At 39.4% G+C, this 19,048-nt stretch carries 15 protein-coding genes and 1 tRNA gene; 8 read left to right on the top strand and 8 right to left on the bottom strand.

Translation table 11 applies throughout. The features are described from left to right. The 4 genes from B4U84_RS13545 to B4U84_RS13530 all read left to right on the top strand — a co-directional run. A partial coding sequence (locus B4U84_RS13545) for a CHAT domain-containing tetratricopeptide repeat protein (RefSeq protein ID WP_131118957.1) occupies window positions 1-2,122 on the top strand: 2,122 nt, incomplete at its 5' end. A gap of 10 nt (window positions 2,123-2,132) precedes the next feature. Then, window positions 2,133-2,534 (top strand): hypothetical protein, encoded by a 402-nt coding sequence (locus tag B4U84_RS13540; protein WP_017312787.1) that lies wholly within the window; start codon window positions 2,133-2,135, stop codon window positions 2,532-2,534. A gap of 270 nt (window positions 2,535-2,804) precedes the next feature. After that, window positions 2,805-4,268: a hypothetical protein gene (locus B4U84_RS13535; RefSeq protein WP_131118471.1), complete on the top strand. Its 1,464-nt coding sequence runs from the start codon at window positions 2,805-2,807 to the stop codon at window positions 4,266-4,268. Between the two features lie 162 nt (window positions 4,269-4,430). Then, entirely contained in the window at window positions 4,431-4,817 is a 387-nt protein-coding gene (locus tag B4U84_RS13530) for a hypothetical protein (protein ID WP_017312789.1), read from the top strand. A 303-nt stretch (window positions 4,818-5,120) separates the two neighbouring features. On the opposite strand, the gene B4U84_RS13525 is transcribed toward B4U84_RS13530, so the two are convergent. Together B4U84_RS13525 and ppsA are read right to left on the bottom strand one after the other, a co-directional pair. Next, window positions 5,121-5,573, bottom strand: a complete 453-nt coding sequence (locus tag B4U84_RS13525) for an Hsp20/alpha crystallin family protein (RefSeq protein ID WP_131118469.1) — start codon at window positions 5,571-5,573, stop codon at window positions 5,121-5,123. 657 nt (window positions 5,574-6,230) lie between these two features. Further along, complete coding sequence (gene ppsA / locus B4U84_RS13520; protein ID WP_131118467.1) at window positions 6,231-8,657, bottom strand: phosphoenolpyruvate synthase; 2,427 nt, start codon at window positions 8,655-8,657, stop codon at window positions 6,231-6,233. Between the two features lie 359 nt (window positions 8,658-9,016). Between ppsA and B4U84_RS13515 the strand changes: the two genes are divergently transcribed. Continuing rightward, window positions 9,017-9,268, top strand: coding sequence for a DUF7219 family protein (locus B4U84_RS13515; protein ID WP_131118465.1), 252 nt, complete (start codon window positions 9,017-9,019; stop codon window positions 9,266-9,268). 198 nt (window positions 9,269-9,466) lie between these two features. Here the strand turns inward: B4U84_RS13515 and B4U84_RS13510 are convergent, their stop codons facing one another. The 3 genes from B4U84_RS13510 to B4U84_RS13500 all read right to left on the bottom strand — a co-directional run bounded on the left by B4U84_RS13510 (window position 9,467) and on the right by B4U84_RS13500 (window position 12,803). Beyond that, the gene (locus B4U84_RS13510; protein ID WP_131118955.1) at window positions 9,467-10,606 is read right to left on the bottom strand and encodes a helix-turn-helix domain-containing protein; all 1,140 of its coding nucleotides are present in this window, start codon (window positions 10,604-10,606) and stop codon (window positions 9,467-9,469) included. A gap of 833 nt (window positions 10,607-11,439) precedes the next feature. Next, a complete protein-coding gene (locus B4U84_RS13505; RefSeq protein WP_035116089.1) occupies window positions 11,440-12,507 on the bottom strand; it encodes an ATP-dependent 6-phosphofructokinase in 1,068 nt (355 codons plus the stop codon). Between the two features lie 224 nt (window positions 12,508-12,731). Then, window positions 12,732-12,803: transfer RNA gene (locus B4U84_RS13500), tRNA-Gly, on the bottom strand. A 279-nt stretch (window positions 12,804-13,082) separates the two neighbouring features. Here B4U84_RS13500 and B4U84_RS13495 point away from each other — a divergent pair. Then, the gene (locus B4U84_RS13495; protein WP_016860267.1) at window positions 13,083-13,346 is read left to right on the top strand and encodes a DUF3146 family protein; all 264 of its coding nucleotides are present in this window, start codon (window positions 13,083-13,085) and stop codon (window positions 13,344-13,346) included. A 10-nt stretch (window positions 13,347-13,356) separates the two neighbouring features. Here B4U84_RS13495 and ruvX read toward each other — a convergent pair whose 3' ends face one another. The 3 genes from ruvX to ntcA form a co-directional block, all read right to left on the bottom strand. Next, window positions 13,357-13,800: a Holliday junction resolvase RuvX gene (gene ruvX, locus B4U84_RS13490; RefSeq protein ID WP_017312796.1), complete on the bottom strand. Its 444-nt coding sequence runs from the start codon at window positions 13,798-13,800 to the stop codon at window positions 13,357-13,359. A gap of 154 nt (window positions 13,801-13,954) precedes the next feature. Further along, on the bottom strand, window positions 13,955-15,448 hold the full coding sequence (locus tag B4U84_RS13485; RefSeq protein WP_131118464.1) for a DUF3084 family protein: 1,494 nt from the start codon (window positions 15,446-15,448) through the stop codon (window positions 13,955-13,957). 235 nt (window positions 15,449-15,683) lie between these two features. After that, window positions 15,684-16,355 (bottom strand): global nitrogen regulator NtcA, encoded by a 672-nt coding sequence (gene ntcA / locus B4U84_RS13480; protein ID WP_017312798.1) that lies wholly within the window; start codon window positions 16,353-16,355, stop codon window positions 15,684-15,686. A 590-nt stretch (window positions 16,356-16,945) separates the two neighbouring features. Between ntcA and fabI the strand changes: the two genes are divergently transcribed. Together fabI and hisB are read left to right on the top strand one after the other, a co-directional pair. Next, window positions 16,946-17,722 (top strand): enoyl-ACP reductase FabI, encoded by a 777-nt coding sequence (fabI, locus tag B4U84_RS13475; RefSeq protein WP_131118953.1) that lies wholly within the window; start codon window positions 16,946-16,948, stop codon window positions 17,720-17,722. A gap of 186 nt (window positions 17,723-17,908) precedes the next feature. Beyond that, window positions 17,909-18,550 carry an imidazoleglycerol-phosphate dehydratase HisB gene (gene hisB / locus B4U84_RS13470; protein ID WP_131118463.1) on the top strand — a complete coding sequence of 214 codons (642 nt, stop codon included), beginning with the start codon at window positions 17,909-17,911 and terminating at the stop codon, window positions 18,548-18,550. Window positions 18,551-19,048 lie beyond the last annotated feature (498 nt).

Genomic DNA, 19,048 nt, shown 5'->3' with positions numbered 1-19,048 from the left:
CCGGGGGATTGCGCTGCGTCAGTTGGGACGCTATGAAGAGGCGATCGCATCCTACGATAAAGCAGTTGAAATTAAACCTGACAAAGACGAAGCTTGGTACAACCGGGGGATTGCGCTGGGTCATTTGGGACGCAACGAAGAGGCGATCGCATCCTACGACCAAGCTATCAAAATAAAACCTGATTTCCACGAAGCTTTGTACGGTCGGGGGGTTGTGCTATGTGACTACTTACAAAGGTATGAAGAAGCGATAGTCTCTTTCCAGAGAGTCATAAAAATTAAACCTGATGAACACAATGCTTGGATTGGTAGAGGTATTGCAGCCAGAAAATCATTTAGTTACAATCCTTTCCCCAGTACAATTAATCCAATTATCATCCAAAACCCATCCCTCAACGAACGTGGATATAAAGGAGAATTAGCCAGCTATCAGGAAGGGTTGAAATATTGTCAGCAACACACTCACCCCGAAGGCTGGGGAATGTTACATCAATATATTGGAAATGCACACTATTTCCAAGGTGTGGGAGAACCAAATTACCGTGAATACTGGCGCAAAGCAGAAAGCGAGTATCACCAAGCTTTAATCACTCTCACTCAAGAAACTTTCCCGGAATTGCATTTAAAATTAGTACGCGATTTAATCCGCGTCTTATTTGGTTTAAACAAAGACGACGAAGCAAAACGATGGCGACGACATGGGGTAGAAGTATTTAGAGAGTTAATCAATTCACCACAAAAATCTTCTGGGCAAAAACGCCAACTCGAAGTTGAGTTTTCTGGTTTCTCGCAGATGCGGGTTGATGTGTTAGTTGAAGATCGTGATTTCGTCACCGCGTTGGAAGTTGCTGAGATAAATAAAAATCGCTACCTGACTTGGATACTTGATGCTCAAAATGAACATATCCTCAGTCCCAGTTACAGCGAAATTCAAGACTTAATCAATCCCACCACAGCAATTATTTATTGGCATCTTAGCCCCTTTGCCCTCACTACTTTTATTATCCCACCCGGCGCACCTCAACCCATCGTCATCCCGACGCCCAACCGTCAAGAGTTAGAAGCTTGGATAAAAAATTGGGACAAACAATACGAAAATTATCGCAACCGTAAACAAAAAACAAACTCTCCTAAAGCCCCCCTTGATAAGGGGGGTTGGGGGGATCTAAACTGGCTTAATAACCTACCAGAATTACTCGCACAACTCAACGACATCCTCAACATCCCCGCCATTCTCGCAGCAATCCCCAACTCTCAAATCCAAAATTTAATCCTCATTCCCCACCTCGATTTACACCGCTTCCCTCTCCACTCTCTTTTTCCAAATCATTTCACCATCACCTATCTTCCCAGCGTCCAAATCGGTAGAAATTTACAACGTCAACCAAGTGTACAAATCTGGGATTCTCAACCTTTGCTCAGTGTAGAACATCCCAACAGCGCAGGTTTAGAAATCTTACCCTACGCGCAAATCGAATCCGCGATCATTTCCCAACTTTTCCCCCACCCCACCACCAAGCGTATTTCTAACAACGCAGCTAGTAAAACTGCTGTCCAAACAAGTCTAGAAGCAGGATACAGCATCTTTCACTTTACCGGACATGCTAGTTATGACAGCGAACGTCCCCAACAATCAGCACTTTACCTCAGTGGTGAAGAGCGTTTAACCCTCGCTGAAATTTGTAATCTTAATCTCAATCACTATCAACTAGTCAGTCTTTCAGGTTGTGAAACCGCCATCACCGGAAACGAAACAATTACACAAGAATATGTGGGTTTGGTGAGTGCTTTTCTCTATAAAGATGTAAGCTATGTAATCAGTTCTCTGTGGACAGTGAATGAAGTTTCTAGTAGTTTGTTGATGGTTTATTTTTATCTGCAATTAAACCAAGGTAAATCACCCGCAATAGCTTTCACAGCAGCCATCAACTGGTTACGCCATCTCACTTATGCAGAGTTAGCAACATATTATCAAAATACCTTAAGCAAATTACTCGCACATGAGGAAAGTTGCCGTAGATTATTGGAAACATATTTAGAATTAAATCAAAATCAACCAGAAAAACTCTTTGACTCACCTTATCACTGGGCAGCTTTCACAATCACTGGTAAATATAATTAAAATAATTCCCATGCAACCAACAGATATAATTACTTTGCAAGCCTTCCTCAATGCTCTGAGCCAATTAGACCAACCTTTACCTGTACAAGTGCAAAAGCAGTTAAATCAATTTGGTGCAACTTTGACAGCTAATTCTCCTGATTTTGAGCAACTAGAATCAATTGCTAAAAGTTACCAACCTTTAAATACTGCTTACGAAGAAGCATATAGATCACTCATAAGAGTTGGTGCAGAAAGAAGTAAAGGCATCAGCAATTTACCACCAGAAGAAGAACCAAATCAATACACACCAGAAATTTTAAATACAGCTAGGGATGTATTTATTGATAAAAACTCTGTAGATGCTGCTAAAAAATCTACCAAACCCAAGAATGTTTTTGACAAAATTCGTAATTTATTTAAGAAATCGTAGGGTGCGTTATGGCTTCAGCCTAACGCACCGCTAAATAAAATGGTGTGTTAAGCGCTTATAATTGTATTTTTCCTGAGGAATCATCTCAAAACATGCGCCTAATACCAATTCAATTAATCATTGCAACATATCCTTGATAAAACGCGCTCAACCATAACGATACAAAGACGCGATAAATTATAACGATACAAAGACGCGATAAATCGCGTCTCTACAAGTGGGTTTTTAAATTGGGATAACACACCCTACAATCATTTGATTTTCACTCATATGTCTAATCAACCGAATATTGTTTATCCAACTCTCAATTTGTTATTGTATGACTTAAAAAATGGCTTAGGCGATGATGAAAAAACCATTAATAATAGAGCCAAGGCTTTCTGTGAAAAAGTCTTTGGTGATTTCAAAGAAAAAGAATTTGACGAAGCATACAAACAAATCCAAAAATATCAGTATCAAGAAACAGATGGCATTGATTTATTAGCAAATAGATTTAGAATATTTACATCACCCAAGGATGGCTATTATTATCCTCGACAATTCGGTGATACCTATGCTCTTTTAGTTGATTATTCGGGTAAATTAAACGCTGATGCAAAACCCGATGACCAACCACAGGAGATTAAAGATCAGCCTTTCTATAAATTAAAAGCAGAAATCCAAACTAGAATTTCTCAAAAACACAATCAAACTCAAACAGCAGATGACGACTACGAAGCTGGGACAATTGGTCAAACTTGGTTAGCTTGGGGAAAACTGACAGAAAAGAAATCAGATGTAGAAATTACCGAAATTGCCAAGCAGTGTTACACCCAAATCGCAACTAAATATCATAAATGGGATATAGATTTAATTGAACAAGGTAACTTGTTCGGGGGGACACTTTTTGAGTTGTGGTATATTCCAGAAATTGCGGGTTTAACAGGTAAAGAATTCTGGGAGAAATTTAGAAAAGAAAGTCATCATGTTTTAATTTGGCTTTTTCCTGCTGATATTTCAGCAGATGACATGCGAGATAAAGTTAAAACTGTTTATCAAGATTTACTACGATTATTTCAATATCGTCATAAAGTAGTGTGGGGATATTATCAAAGCTTGCACCAAAAAGCCAAACTGAAAACAGAATTTATTCAAGTCCAAGCTTCAATCAACGCAGCGCGGGAATTAGAAACCCAATTAAAAACAAATCAATTAAATTTAACTAGTTTACAAAAAACTTTAACCGAGACCCTAGTAACCTTATCAGACTACACTATTGAATTAAACTATCTCGATGACCAAATTCGTAGCATCAAAACTAATTTAGAAAACTACAAATATCGCCTAGCAGAAATTAATCGTAAGTATCCCGGAAGTGATCTAAAATTTTTGCAACAATTCAGTGAAAGCGAAATCTACGGGAGAAAATATTTAAGGCAAGCAGAAACAGATTACGCTAACCTCAATCCAGGTTTAAACGTGCTGCAAAACCTCAGCAATACCTTGCAAAGCATTACTCAACTAGAACAAACCAAAAGCGATCGCAAACTCGATAATACCATTGCCCTTGTCGGTGTGGGTTTAGCAATTAGTAGTGTTACTGTTACCGTCGCTACAGCATACCTACCAAAACCCAAAGACTACTCAAATTACGACCTTTCGATATTAATCTCACCAGCTTTTGTGTTTAGCGTAGCGTTTAGTGTGGTATGCACAATTTTAGGTTACAAAGCCATCCGCCGATTTCGCCGATAAGCCATTTCATCTAATACTCTAATACTAACAATAGATGTTGAATAAGCTGTTGTTTACCACCTACAACAGATTGCAATTTGGCGGAGTACACATTATCTTAAGGGGAATGACCAAGCAGTCTCCGCTCAGATACGTATACTTTATTTACCTCAAAAACGCTGTATGACTGAGAATATACTGACTACTTCTGAAGAAGTCAAACTCATACCTGAAATAGGTACACCAGTCTCGGAGAGTCATATCCTTAAATTGTTTACAGATGGTTATAACTTAACCAAGGAGTTGCAAGAATATTTCAATATTAGTTATGAAGGTTTCGATGAAAGTTATCAACAGCACATTTATAAGATTTCTATGTTAGAAGTCCCTAATATATGGTGGATGGTTCACCATGAAGGTAAATATGGGCATAATGATGACGTTCATATTATCGACTTTTCATCACCCTGTTCTGCCACTAAAAGCAATCACAATTACCAGCATTTTCCACAAGAACTAAACACCTGGCTTGACGAATGGGTATTTGATGCTGATCCGGAAAATGACTGATTCACCTTCAAACCCCAACGTTCTCGCTTAAACCCTCAAAGTTCTGGTTTCAAACCCCAACGTTCTCGCTTAAACCCTCAAAGTTCTGGTTTCAAACCCCAACGTTATTTTTTCAAAATTTGCATATAGCAATGAGATCAGATCCCCGACTTCTTTAAGAAGTCGGGGATCTTGTTATTCACGAATGATCTATAAATACTATTATCAATAAAAAGCCTGATTGCTTTTATGCAACCAGGCTAAAATTCATATCACACAAATTCACACAATAGGTATTCAAATCAGAAGACTAATAGCGAGTTATTACACACCAGAACCTTCTAGATTCACTTTGACTACTTTGTTCTTTTCTGCTTCAGTTTTGGGTAGAGTCAGGTTGAGAATTCCGTCTTTGTATTCAGCAGTCACGTTAGTATTTTGAATCCGAGCAGGTAGAGGAATTACACGTTGGAATTTACCATAATGGAATTCACTTCTGGTGTAACCTTTTTCCTCAGTTTTAGTTTCAGATTTACGTTCGCCACTGACATAAACAGCTTCTTCTGTGACTTGTACATCTAGGTCTTTAGCTTCTATGCCAGGAATTTCTAATTTCAGAAGAATTGCTTTTTCTGTTTCTTGCAACTCCGCAGCAGGAACTTTCACAGATCCGTCTTCCAACAGTCTAGAGGGTGTGAAGTTTTCATCAAATAAACGGTTGAGTTGGCGTTGGAGAGAATTAATTTCTTGCCAGGGATTGTAACGAATCAGTGTCATAACTCTTCCTCTTATTTACTATATTTATTAGTCGTTGATTTAGGTTTTTTCCTTGCCTTTGATTCTTATATTAATTAAGAGAAATAACTCTGTAAATTCGGTTTTTATCACTTCATAAATGATGATTACCGAACCGAAATAATGAGTCATATCAGGTGTGGAAAACTTGAACATTTTCGGTTCGGTAAACCACCTATCCTAGTCATCAAATACTTTATAGTTTTCTTTGTGTCTACCCTTAGGGAGCATCCCAATTTTTTCAAAATACCGCAAAGCAAACGGTTTAAACCCTTAGCTAATAGCACAAGTCGTCTTTATACGACTTCATAAAATCAAACAGTCTGCTTTAAGCAGACTTTCACTATAAGACTGCGATTGAAATCGCAGTCTTTTTGAACATTTGGGATGCTCCCTACCCTTACGGGTAGGCGCGTAAGCGACTTCTGCAAGTAGCCGCTATCGCGTCTATGTGTCTTAGTGGTGAAAAAATCTTAATTTAACCACCAAGACACCAAATCTCATCGCCAGTCCATTAAACCAAGTTTTTACCCCAATACGGTTCAGATAAGACCACAATCTCTTGTAGAGACGAGCCATGGCGCGTCTCTACAGGTCAAATTTTTGCACTAAAAATCCTTAACTGAACCGTATTGGTTTTTACCCTGCAATTTCTAATAGGGTTTTGAGTACTGAGTCAGGGTTAAGACTAATCGAATCAATTCCCTCTTCGACCAGAAAACGAGCAAATTCCGGATAATCACTAGGTGCTTGACCACAAATCCCAATTTTACGCCCGTGTTCTTTTACAGTGCGAATTGCTTTGGCGATCGTGCGTTTTACAGCTTGATCGCGTTCATCAAACAAATGTGCTACTAATTCTGAATCTCGATCTAATCCTAATGTCAACTGTGTTAAGTCGTTGGAACCTATAGAAAATCCATCAAAAATTTCGCTAAATTCATCTGCTAGTTGCACGTTACTTGGTAATTCACACATAACGTAGACTTGCAAGCCATTTTCGCCTTGCACTAAACCATGCTTCGCCATCTCTGCAAGTACACGCCGTCCTTCAGCCGGAGTTCGACAAAATGGTACCATTAAAATCACATTTGTTAAGCCCATTTCGTCGCGTACCCGTTTCATCGCTTGACATTCAAGAGCAAATCCTTCGCGATACCGGGGGTCATAGTAGCGAGAAGCACCCCGCCAACCAATCATCGGGTTTTCTTCTTGAGGTTCAAATTGTCTACCACCGAGGAGATTAGCATATTCATTACTCTTAAAATCACTGAGACGCACAATTACAGGTTTAGGATAAAATGCGGCTGCAATTGTACTGATACCTTGAGTAAGTTGATCGACAAAGAAGGCTGGTTTGTTTTCGTACTGTGCGGTTAATTCGGCAATTTTGTATTTAGCAAGTTCGTCTTCTAACTCGTCAAAATGAACTAGGGCGAGTGGATGGGCTTTGATTTGGTTGGCGATGATAAATTCCATTCGGGCTAACCCGACGCCATCGTTAGGAATCGCACTATAACCAAAGGCTTCTTCGGGGTTGCCCACGTTCATCATAATTTTAGTTTGAGGGCGGGGCAATTTTTCTAATGGTATTTCTCGGACTTCGTAGGATAGTAAATCTTGGTAAACTTTGCCACTTTCGCCTTCCGCACAAGATACTGTGATTTCTTGTCCTGTTTTAATGACCGTGGTGGCGTTACCACAACCAACTATAGCTGGAATACCTAATTCTCTGGCGATAATGGCACTGTGACAGGTGCGTCCACCGGAGTTTGTAACGATCGCACTGGCTTTTTTCATGATCGGTTCCCAGTCTGGGTCGGTGCGATTTGTGACTAGTACTTCTCCGGGCTGAAATTCATTGATGCGATGGACATCAAGAATAACTCTGGCTTTACCCTGTCCAATCATTTCGCCCACACTCCGCCCTGTAGTTAGAACTTTACCTTTTTCTTTGAGGTGGTAGGTACGCAGGACATTTTTTGTTTTCTGAGACTGGACTGTTTCTGGACGGGCTTGGACAATAAATAGTTCACCTGTAATCCCATCTTTTGCCCATTCTATATCCATCGGTGTGTAGACACCACGTACTTGTGAGTAGTGTTCTTCTATTACACAGCAGGCGCGCGCAAGTTCGAGAATTTCGGTATCATTGAGGGCAAATAGGGCGCGATCGCTAACTGCAACGGGAATGTTTTTAGTTTGTTTAGAACCACCGATATCGTAAACCATTTTGATGTCTTTGGTTCCCAGCCGTTTACTTAATATCGGGCAATATCCTTGTTGTAATGTTGGTTTAAATACTAAATATTCATCAGGGTTAACTGCACCTTGGACGACGTTTTCTCCTAAACCATAGGCGGCGGTAATTAAGGCTGCATCTTTAAAACCTGTTTCGGTATCGATGGAGAACATTACACCAGATGCGGCTAAATCGGAACGCACCATTTTTTGCACACCGACGGAAAGGGCTATATTGAAGTGGTCAAAGCCTTTAATTTGACGATAGGAAATGGCGCGATCGGTAAAAATTGAAGCAAAACATTTGTGACAAGCTTCCAGAACAGCTTTGAGTCCATGAATGTTCAGATAGGTTTCTTGTTGTCCAGCAAAGCTGGCGTCTGGTAAATCTTCAGCAGTCGCACTAGAACGTACAGCGACATCGGTATCAGCACCGTAATTTAGACACAAAGTTTCATAGCTTTGGGTAATTGCTTCCTCTAATGCTTTGGGAAAAGGTGTTTGCAGCATCAAAGCCCGTGCTTGCTTACCGCATTGACGTAAGTTATCAACATCTTCGACATCTAAATCTGCAAATATTTCCCGTAATTTAGTTTCTATACCTGCGTTTTGAATAAAAAATTGATATGCATAAGCAGTGGTAGCAAATCCAGTAGGGACTTTAACACCTTTGGGTTGGAGTTGTTGAATCATTTCTCCCAAGGAAGCATTTTTACCACCTACTAGTGGAATATCTGCAATTCCAACTTGATCAAGTGGTAATACCAGTGCTTGTTGTTTAGCATTCTGGTTTGGTGTGTTTGGATTTACGAAAGTTTCCAGCATGGGAAAAATTTCCTTCAACGCATTGAGTTACCGCTACTTAAGAGGATTTTGGATCTTTGCGCTCTTAAGTCTTACACCTTTGGTTATACGAAGACAGTTTGAGGAAGTTGTGAAGATGACCACTTTTGTAATTACTTTTTTTGGTAGTTGCACAAAATAAAATTTTGTGATAGATAGTAACTCAAGATAAGATTTAAATCATAAAATATGTATTGATAACTACAAATTAGCTTTAAATTAACTAATTCTTTTAGTAGAAGCTAAGAAATATCAATAAACAGTATTGTAGTAGTTTAACAATTCTATAATTGCTTGCCGATTAGAGATTAAATTTTCCTATATTTAAGGAGCTAATTAGAGTGCAGCCTCATCAAAAAGATTTAAACAAATTTCTCTATCCTCATAATTCTTACCGTGGTCAAGTTAAACCAGAAAATTTACTATTTAATGCCAACTTACAAGAATTTGCTCAAAAAGTTAGTTACATTGCAAATTTAGAAACCAGTGGAAAGCTTTCTCCTGAAGAAGCCTACAGTCAGATTAATATATTGTGGAAACAATTAAAACTGAGCAAAAAGGAACTTAAAATTGGCAGCCAAACATTACTATAGCAATCCTATTATATGATTTGTGAGAGTCGCAAAGCTCAGATCCCCGACAACTCATGGGAAGTCGGGGATATTATAATGCAACTTCTCTACAAATTTTATCGGTGAATAAATTATTTTAGTGGCTAGATATTGATCTATATATAATTACAAAAAAATGAGGCGGGAAAGCCTCATTTTTATTCTACCTTCATAGATTCATTAACCAATATTCGGTAGATCTTTTACAATGACATGTTTTTTATGATCAAAACAAATCTTCCCTTCTTTTCTTAGCAAAGATAACAATCGTGTAACGGTGACTCTGGTAGTACAGCAAGCATTAGCTAAATCTTCATGAGTTAGGCGAACTGATAAGCGGGTTCCTTGGGCTACCTTTTCACCAATCTCACGTTTCAAAAGCTGTAGAAGACCATATAGGCGATCTTGTACTCGTCGCAATCCAGCAATCACTAAAAAAGATTCTGTTTGTCTTAACCGTTGATTGATTTTGGGTAAAAGAGCATGGCTGAAAGTTGGAGAAGCTAGTATTTCTGATACATCAATTGCTACTAACTGAACATCCGATAAAGCTGTAGCCTGGTAAGTGTTCAGAGCAGTCAAATAAGAGCCGAAAACCATTTCTGGAACAGCCAATCCTACTAGTACTTCTTCACCAGTTTCGCCCAGAGTTGTCAATTTTACTAAACCATGACGAACATACCAAATAACTTGTGTGTTGAGAGGGATAGTATCTCCTTTGGAATATTTATGTATGGGGCGATCGCCATCGAAGTCTCGGTCTTTTGTAATCTGTACTAATTCTGTTCGTTTGGTTTCATTAATACTTCGTAGCAGCCAACGTAGGCTTTGAGCTTTACCTTGATTGTTGTAAGAAATAGCAACTGTTAATGCTGCATTAAATAACTCATTGCCATGTTGTTGCAATGCTACTACTAACTCTTGATTTCGACTATTTTGAGTTAGTTGGGCAAGAAAATTGCGAAAGTCATGTTTCTGTTTTAAGGAAACGAAATTAATTATCTGTTTCCCAACCAAAAATTCTTTTTTCAGATTTAGTAACTTGGTAGCCTTATGGTTAGCTAATTGGATTTTTCCTTGTACATCAGTCACTAAATAACCATCTGGTGCTTCCTCAAATAATTCCTGATAATGTTGACACTCTGCTTGTAAAGTTTTCTTGGTTTCTTCTAAATGCTCATGCTGGTGATACAGTTCCTCAATTGCAAAATGTACTGATTGTGAAGCCCAACTAAGTTCAGTCAAAGCTTCCGGTACTTCATGTGACATCACAGGCATATTGACGACATTTTCGTACAGTTTAGCTATACGTCTGTCCATTTCCTGTGTTGATTGTGCAAATTTGTCTATTTTTGTCTTATCCACGTTGTGTTTCTACCACTATATTTGCAGAAATTGGACAAAAAACTAATTTGAAAAAGGCAAGTGATCTTAGACAGATAGAACCAGCTACCTTAGTTGTATCTCAATTGCACCTACCACTTTTCAATTGTCTTAGTGAATGACACCCGGTATTTCAAAATCAACTTGACAGAAATTTCCAGGACTATAATGGTGATTCACTCAATGCTCATCACTAAAGCATTGCAATCTACTTCAAAACATTGCAAAACAATACATAGCTGAGGTTAGAACCCCTCACCATTTGTTAGGATTCTATAAGGATTTTCTAAGTCAAGTAAGTCTGAGAGTACTCTCTTTATAAATTGATGTTCTTGTTGCTTAACAAGACATTATGCCATATTCATGAATACAAAGTTAACTGTTTATATTTTAATTTTTGGTAAAGAATTCTCAGGCTCAGTAATACAAAGGAGCTATTTGTATCAAAAATAGTTAAAGTTTCTTTGCTCGGAAAATATAGGTGTATCAAGTATTTGATTGACTTGTTCTCATATCTATCTTAAAAGTCTTAAATATAAATTGCTATTGCTCAGTTTATGAGGGGTTTAACCCCTCATAATTTCAAGCTTTGATTTACCATCCTTGTGGGACTTTAAAACAAATTAACTTTTCTGACAAGTATCTATGGGCTAATAGTTAAAACTTATGTATAGCGTTCCTATTTGATTTGTGAACAAAAAGGACAAGGAGGACAAGGAAGTGTCGGTGGAAAGATGTTTATAACTCATTTAGGATTGCTATATTTACCATTAGTGTTTGTTATTTCCGACATAAATTCCTAAAGCACGGGCTGTTTGCACTAGATAATCATTCGGATCTACATGTAAAGGACTGCGATCTAAAACGATTTCTAATGGTACTGCTTCGACTTTGCCATTATGCCAAGCAACCATTTTTCTTGTTTCTCCAGTCGCCAGTAAATCAACCGCAGCTTTACCAAATGCAGTCGCTACCAATCGGTCTAATGCTGAAGGAATTCCACCGCGTTGGATATGTCCTAAAACGGAAACTCGAACATCAAGTTGATCGTGGCTACAATTGCGAATTTCTTCGGCTATGTACTGTCCCATTCCACAGCTAGGCGTTTGACATGAGGTGTAGCAACAGGAATCATCAGCTACTTTTGCACCTTCAGCAACTACAACGATCGCAAATTTCCGTCCCCAGCGATCGCGTAATTGTTGTAAGTGCGAACAAACGTCTTTGATCGAATAAGGAATTTCTGGAATTAAAATTATATCAGCCCCGCCTGCAATTCCGGCTTGCAAGGCTAGGTGTCCAGCACTACGCCCCATTACTTCTACAATCATGACGCGATCGTGACTTGCTGCTGTAAAGGTTAGGCGATTGAGTGAATCGACAATTGTATTGACTGCGGTATCAAAACCAACTACTCGTTCAGTGAACGCTACATCATTATCAATTGTTTTGGGGATCGCAATAAATTGCCAGTCGCCCTTAATTTGCAATTCATTCAGAATCGCTAAACTACCATCTCCTCCTATACCAATTAAAGCACTGAGTTCTAGCGCTTTGTAACCCTTGAGTATGTTATCAATCTGTTCTAAAGTATCACCTTTATTAATACTGCCAAGAATTGTCCCACCCATATTTAACAATGGGTCAATCCCACGTAAATCTAAACCATGAAATGAAAGCGGAATTGCTTTTTGTTCTAGTAAACCTCTGGTAGCGTAGGGAATTCCTAATACTTGCCAGTCATAAGTGAGGGTAGCATGACTAACCACTGCTCTGATCACGGCATTTAATCCCGGACAGTCTCCTCCACTGGTCAAAATGCCAATTCTTTTTTGAATTTTCATGCTTCACCTCAAGGATTATCTATTTGAGATTTGAGATTTGAGATTCAAGATTCAATCTAAAATTCCAAATCCGCTGATATGTCTTGAGATTAGATAATAATTCTGAGGAATTTGTGAGGCTTCAACACATTGTAGGCTCGATGCTCAAGTTTTTACTACAAACCCACAACTTATGTGAGTTAGTATGGTTGGATTTTACATAATACGTTATCTTTTTAAGCGGGTAACGCGATTCGAACGCGCGACATTCACCTTGGCAAGGTGACGCTCTACCACTGAGCTATACCCGCAAACTTTGCATATATACAAATATGTCAGATGAACAGATGATTGTCAAGAGGTAAAGGAAAATATTTTCAGGAAGTGATGGTATGACCAACCATTCCGAGCAGGGTACAAGAAAGCGGAGAAATTTTGGAACTTAATCCGCAATCCAAAATCTAAAATCTAAAATCCAAAATAGTTTTGCTGGAGAGATATCAATTACTTCTATAGGTATATTTGATGTATTTTGTATAAATGTAAAGCTATAACTGATCAGCTTTTATCCATTCTTGACATCAAGCAACGTGAGTGCTAAACGTTTACCACAAACAACCGCCCATGTGAGGATTATCCGTCAATCTTGGCAACAGGGCCTACTGGAAGGAGAAGTAAGAGCAGGAGATTTTGAATGGCAGTTTCAATGGCACTTTCGCCGAGGAGAATTGTCTGTCAAACCATCACAAGGTCGTGCCTTAATTAAAGAACCTCTTGGTCGTTTTTTAGAGCAAAAAGATTACCAACTTGAACCAGGAGGAGACTATGCTTTTACTATTCGAGCAGAACTATAAGAATTTTGATTCAATTTGCCGATTCTGTCAGACGACTTAGATATCTTTCAATCAGGAGAATGGCAACTATGTCATCGATTGGTCTTGGTGGTGTTCGCATTCCTAGTGGTAAGAGTTTGGTGATTCCTTTTGGTGGGAACATTTGCCAATAGCGATCGCGTGCTTCTAAACTGGTGTAGCGTTCATCGACCAAGATAATATTCAACTGCTCTGACAATTCTTGTTGTAGTTGCTGTTTCCAGCGTTTGGCTGTGGTTTGATCGCCCATCACCATTAAAGAAATGGGAAATCTCTGGCGCAGAGTTTCAATATTGGCGATCGCTTCATCAGAAGATACAACCTGATGATAATGTAGCTTTCGATCCAGTCCCATCACTGCTAAACCACATTTATCTTTACCGGGATCAAACCCTAAAATCACTGGTTGAGTTGGTGTAAATTCATTTAAATTCATATTTAAAGATGATTTGAAATAGTTGTTAATTATTAGTTGTTAGTTATTAGTAGTTAGTGATTAGTTGTTAGTGGTATTCATTAATGACTTTTGACAAATGACCAATCACTAATGACGATCCAACTAATTAGCTTTTTACTAACTACTAACAAAATTAAGTACTAAAAATCACTTGTCCATTTTTAATTGCCACCAATTTTACTTTCAAAGGTCCGGCGGTATATGTATCTTTTGCAGCAATAGCTTTAATGTCTATTGATTGGTCATATTGTCGTAAATCGGCAATAAAACGCAAAAAAGTACCATCGATTTGAATATCTTCTAAAATTCCAGCACTACGAGCGCGAAATTGAGAAGCGGAAATTAGCAGTTCTAAACGCTGTCGCAATTGATAGGATGTCATGGTTTTGGGATCAGCTGTCGTTGTTGCTAAAACTTCACCTCCAGAGAACACGATTTGATTTAATGCTGCATCCGCAAAAAATTCGATTGGTTTTTCTCCTCTGACATAATTACCTGCACAGAAAATCCGCACTACATAATCTCGACCATCTTTAATCTGATTACTTAATTGTTCAACCTGTTCTCCGGTAACACGTAGTACCTGCACTCCTGGGAGAGGATTAATTCCAGGTTCACTTAATTGTGTGCTGGCGTTTCTATTTGCTTCCTTTAATAGCTGAATTACTGCTTGACGAGCAGCAGCAGGTTGTTCGACGCGGACGACTCCAGCAGCGAGAACTTGACCCCGGACTAAGGCTAGTTTTCCCAAGCGTAGGTCACGATAAGACTGATAGTACTTTTCTAGTCTGGCGACTTCCTGTTCAAGAAAATCCTGTTGTGTTTCCAGTTGTTTGAGGCGGGTTTCTCGTTGAGCAATAATTTGCTCCCGTGCTGTAATTTCGAGATTACGCTTTTGGATGATCCCATCTAATTTGGCAATTGTCTGATCCCGCGTTTGAATCATTTCTTGACGCTTGGCTAGTTCGCGATCGCGTTTGTCAATGGCTGCTTGGGCTTCAGCAACCGCCTGTTTTGCTTGTTCATAAAGTTTTTGGCGTTCTGCTTTGAGTCGTTTAATTTCCTCTAGCTGTCTGTTTCTTTCTTGATAAACATTTTGCAACTGAGTTATAGCTTTTTCATATTGAGTTGCTACTTGACTCAATTGTTTTTGAGTGCCTTGGAGTTGACTTTGAGTACGCGCTTGTTGATTTATTGTACGGTTAAGCTGGGCTTGTGTTTGCTGTTGTTTAGCGTTGGCTGCTTGTAAAGATTTGTTAATTTCTTGCAAATCTTCTTGAGCTTTGGTTTGTTCTTTTCGGGCTTGCTCTAATTCGGTCTTGGTTGTATTAAGTTGCTCTGTTGTAGTCTCCAGTTGTACGCGTTTCCGCCTAAGGTCTTTTTGAATATCTTGTAATTCAAAAACTCCTTTACGCAAGCCATCATCAGCTAAAAATAAAATGCCCAGGGTTGATGCGGAGATGCCCAACCCTGTCAGAATTGTTACTAATACAGCTGTATTTTTCGGTCTGAGGTTGAAAAGTGAGAGCCGTTTTTTGCCAACCCGCGTCCCAATGCGATCGCCGACGGTGGCAATAACGCCTCCCAAAACTAAGATTGCAATAATGAGGATGTACCCGGTGGCCATCTGTTTGTATTTACCGAAGAGATCCTTCCAGATACAGCCTACTACTTTCAGGCATTTTCTGTGGCGAATTGCAGGTTGATAAATTATTAGGTTCAGGGGAAAGGGTTAAGGGGAAAGGATTAAAGGGAAAAAACAAGAGAATTAACCCTTCATTACCCATTACCGCTTACCCATTACCCGTTACCTATTTTTACAAGAGTGTCTATAATTTTTTAATTCCGCTTCCCAAATGCTATTAAGTGAATTGCCGACTTAATGTCACGGGTTTGTGGACTGTTATTTTTTTCTTGTGTATGGAAATCATCTTCTTTTCGCGCAAATCGCCTAGTAGCCTAGTGACAGTCACGCGAGTCGAACCAATTGCTTCAGCGATCGCCTGATGAGATAGCTTGAGATCAATTGTGATTCCATCTGCACAAGGAATACCAAAATCTCGACAGAGAATTAATAAGAAACTTATCAATCTTGACCCCATATCGCGGTGAGCGAGGGTTTCAATCATCATCTCTGTCTGAAGAATGCGCGAAGACAAACCCCGCAGCATCAACATTGATAATTCTGGATTTTCCTTGAGTGCTTGTTCCACCTGTTCGATGGGTGCTGAGAGCAATTCCACAGGCGTAAAAGCAACTGCATGATAAAAACGGTCTGACTTATTTCCCGTTAGTAGGGACAAAACCCCAAATACGCTATTTTCCCGCAGAAGTGCTACGGTTATTTCTTCTCCTGCTTCATACACCCTGGAAAGTTTTACTGCGCCTTTTAAAAGAAAGTAAACTCTTTCAGCAGGATCGCCGGGGAAAAAGATCGTCTTGTTGCGCTCGAACGATTCCACCACTGGCGGAAACGCTCCAGTCGCCATTTGACGAAAAACATTTGCTAGGGCTTTATCTTGTGTCACGATCATCTCCCTTCCCCTACCCAACGCCGGAAAAACGAATATGGATTTCCTAAGAATACACTCGACAATTCAATAAAACATTGTCAACCCTTCTGTACAGTCCTATACTTAACCTTTTTGTTCAATTGATGTTTGTTCAACATGATACAAAATTTCTAGTGCAGGGATCTAGTACTTTTTGTTAGGTACTTCCAAAATTGTAGACAATAAGTTTTTTAAGAAAAAAGAAGGTTTCATAGAGACTTTATTAAAACATTAAATGGTACATTGATGGTAAAAAGCAATTTTGGCACTTTAGGTCTAGAAAATACGGATGTGAAAATATAGTATAGTGTGGGTGCAAAAGAAACCACTAATAAATTTAGTTACTTCAAGAAAAACATATCTTTTTCTAAAAGCTTTACTCTGCTTATAAATCTTCTTAATCATCGATATTTCAAATCAGCTGTTTGTATCAGATTGTAGTTAGAGCTAAATCAAGTCTCTTCTCTTACATCCACCCTAACTAGTCGCTCAAAAATCAAATTTATAAAACGAAGACAAACAAAGCTCAGATTCATGTATGCTCCTAGTGAAACATCACATCAATGATTTCTATGCTGGATCTGACTGGAAAAAATGCCCTTGTTACAGGCATTGCTAATAACCGTTCTATTGCTTGGGGGATTGCTCAACAATTGCACAAAGCCGGAGCTAACCTTGGCATTACCTATTTAAGCGACGAAAAAGGCAAAATGGAAAAGAAAGTCGCAGAATTGGTCGAACCACTCAATCCTACTCTGTTTTTGCCTTGTAATGTTCAAAAAGATGAAGAAATTAAGTCTACCTTTGAAACAATCCAGGATAAGTGGGGTAGCTTAGATATTCTGATTCATTGTCTAGCTTTTGCTCAAAAAGATGATTTGAGTGGAGACTTTAGCCAAACCTCCCGTGAAGGATTTCGTACAGCTTTAGAAGTCAGCACCTATTCTTTAGTGCAACTAGCCGGTGCAGCTAAACCTTTAATGACCTCAGGAGGAAGCATAGTTACTCTCACTTATTTAGGTTCTATTAGAGCAATCCCCAACTATAATGTCATGGGAGTTGCTAAAGCCGGATTAGAAGCAAGCGTACGTTATTTAGCATCAGAACTAGGCTCTGCTAATATCCGCGTCAATGCAATCTCCGCAGGACCAATTCGGACTTTGGCTTCTAGTGCCGTTGGCGGTATTTTAGATATGATTCACCATGTCGAGGAAGTCGCCCCCTTACGGCGCACCGTTACACAAACCGAGGTAGGTAATGCAGCAGCATTCTTGTGTAGCGACTTGGCAAGTGGAATTACAGGACAAGTCCTGTATGTTGATGCAGGATATGAAATTATGGGAATGTAGTAAGAGGGGACAAGGGAGACTAGGGAGACTAGGGAGACAACTAATCAGTGAACAGTGAACAGTGAACAGTGAACAGTTTAATTTGATAACTGATAACTGATAACTGATTCATCCCCATTCCCCGATCCCCGATCCCCGATCCCCGATCCCCGATCCCCAATCCCCGATCCCCAATCCCCAATTCCTATGCAAATAAGCGATCGCCAAACTCTATCTTCACCCAACAATTTGACACAAACTCCTCGTATTGCTTCTGTACGTCGTACCACGGGGGAAACTGATGTCCACGTTACGATTAATTTAGATGGCACAGGAGTTTGCAATGCAGCTACTGGTATTCCTTTTTTAGATCACATGCTGCATCAAATCGCCTCCCACGGATTGATTGACTTGGATATCCAAGCTACGGGAGACTTGCATATTGATGACCATCACACTAACGAAGATGTAGCAATAACTTTGGGACAAGCTATCAGCAAAGCATTAGGCGACAAGAAAGGAATTGTCCGTTTTGGTAATTTTCTTGCACCTCTTGATGAAGCATTAATTCAGGTAGCACTGGATTTTTCGGGTCGTCCTCATCTCAGCTACGGTTTGCAAATTCCTACTCAGCGAGTCGGAACTTATGATACTCAGCTAGTACGAGAATTTTTTGTGGCGTTAGCAGGTAATAGTCAGATGACGCTGCACATTCGTCAATTAGACGGGATCAATTCTCATCACATTATAGAGGCGACATTTAAGGCTTTTGCTAGAGGAATGCGGATGGCGTTAGAAATTGATCCCCGTCGTGCTGGGACGATCCCCAGTTCTAAAGGAGTGTTATGAGTTAAGTCCGTACAAATTAAAGTTAATTAGTTGGGGTTGTCATTTGACATTTGACATTTGTCATTGGTAAGGGTTATAGATCCCCGATAACTCATGCGGATGCAGCTGGCGAATCAAGGGTGATACTTCTCATCAACTATAAATCAACTATTTTAAGCCTATTCCAGGACGCGATCGCACCATAAATGTTGTCTCGAAAAACCTATAAAGTCGTTGGGGTGAGGGATTAGACCCATCATTCGCCAGCTACATCCGCAAAAGTTGTTGGGGATCTGGGTCTGTCAATATAAAGATGTTCTTAAATAAACTGTACAGACGGCTGCATTCACAATGCAAGCCGATGCATTCGCAATGCAGGTCGATACATTCGCAATGCAGGTCGATACATTGCAATGCAAGCCGATACATTCGCAATGCAGGTCGATACATTCGCAATGCAGGTCGATACATTCGCAATGCAGGTCGATACATTCGCACTGAAAAACAATACTTTCTCAA

This window comes from Westiellopsis prolifica IICB1, assembly GCF_004323185.1.
GTDB classification, from domain to species: domain Bacteria; phylum Cyanobacteriota; class Cyanobacteriia; order Cyanobacteriales; family Nostocaceae; genus Pelatocladus; species Pelatocladus prolificus_A.
The sequence above is the reverse complement of the archived record's forward strand: the minus strand, read 5'-3'. Positions and strand labels throughout refer to the sequence as shown.

Bases quoted from the DNA above. Each gene is read 5' to 3' on its own strand.
- B4U84_RS13540 (WP_017312787.1), top strand. From the start codon at position 2,133: ATGCAACCAACAGATATAATTACTTTGCAAGCCTTCCTCAATGCTCTG.
- B4U84_RS13535 (WP_131118471.1), top strand. From the start codon at position 2,805: ATGTCTAATCAACCGAATATTGTTTATCCAACTCTCAATTTGTTATTG.
- B4U84_RS13530 (WP_017312789.1), top strand. From the start codon at position 4,431: ATGACTGAGAATATACTGACTACTTCTGAAGAAGTCAAACTCATACCT.
- B4U84_RS13525 (WP_131118469.1), bottom strand. From the start codon at position 5,573: ATGACACTGATTCGTTACAATCCCTGGCAAGAAATTAATTCTCTCCAA.
- ppsA (WP_131118467.1), bottom strand. From the start codon at position 8,657: ATGCTGGAAACTTTCGTAAATCCAAACACACCAAACCAGAATGCTAAA.
- B4U84_RS13510 (WP_131118955.1), bottom strand. From the start codon at position 10,606: ATGGACAGACGTATAGCTAAACTGTACGAAAATGTCGTCAATATGCCT.
- ruvX (WP_017312796.1), bottom strand. From the start codon at position 13,800: ATGAATTTAAATGAATTTACACCAACTCAACCAGTGATTTTAGGGTTT.
- B4U84_RS13485 (WP_131118464.1), bottom strand. From the start codon at position 15,448: ATGGCCACCGGGTACATCCTCATTATTGCAATCTTAGTTTTGGGAGGC.
- ntcA (WP_017312798.1), bottom strand. From the start codon at position 16,355: ATGATCGTGACACAAGATAAAGCCCTAGCAAATGTTTTTCGTCAAATG.
- fabI (WP_131118953.1), top strand. From the start codon at position 16,946: ATGCTGGATCTGACTGGAAAAAATGCCCTTGTTACAGGCATTGCTAAT.
- hisB (WP_131118463.1), top strand. From the start codon at position 17,909: ATGCAAATAAGCGATCGCCAAACTCTATCTTCACCCAACAATTTGACA.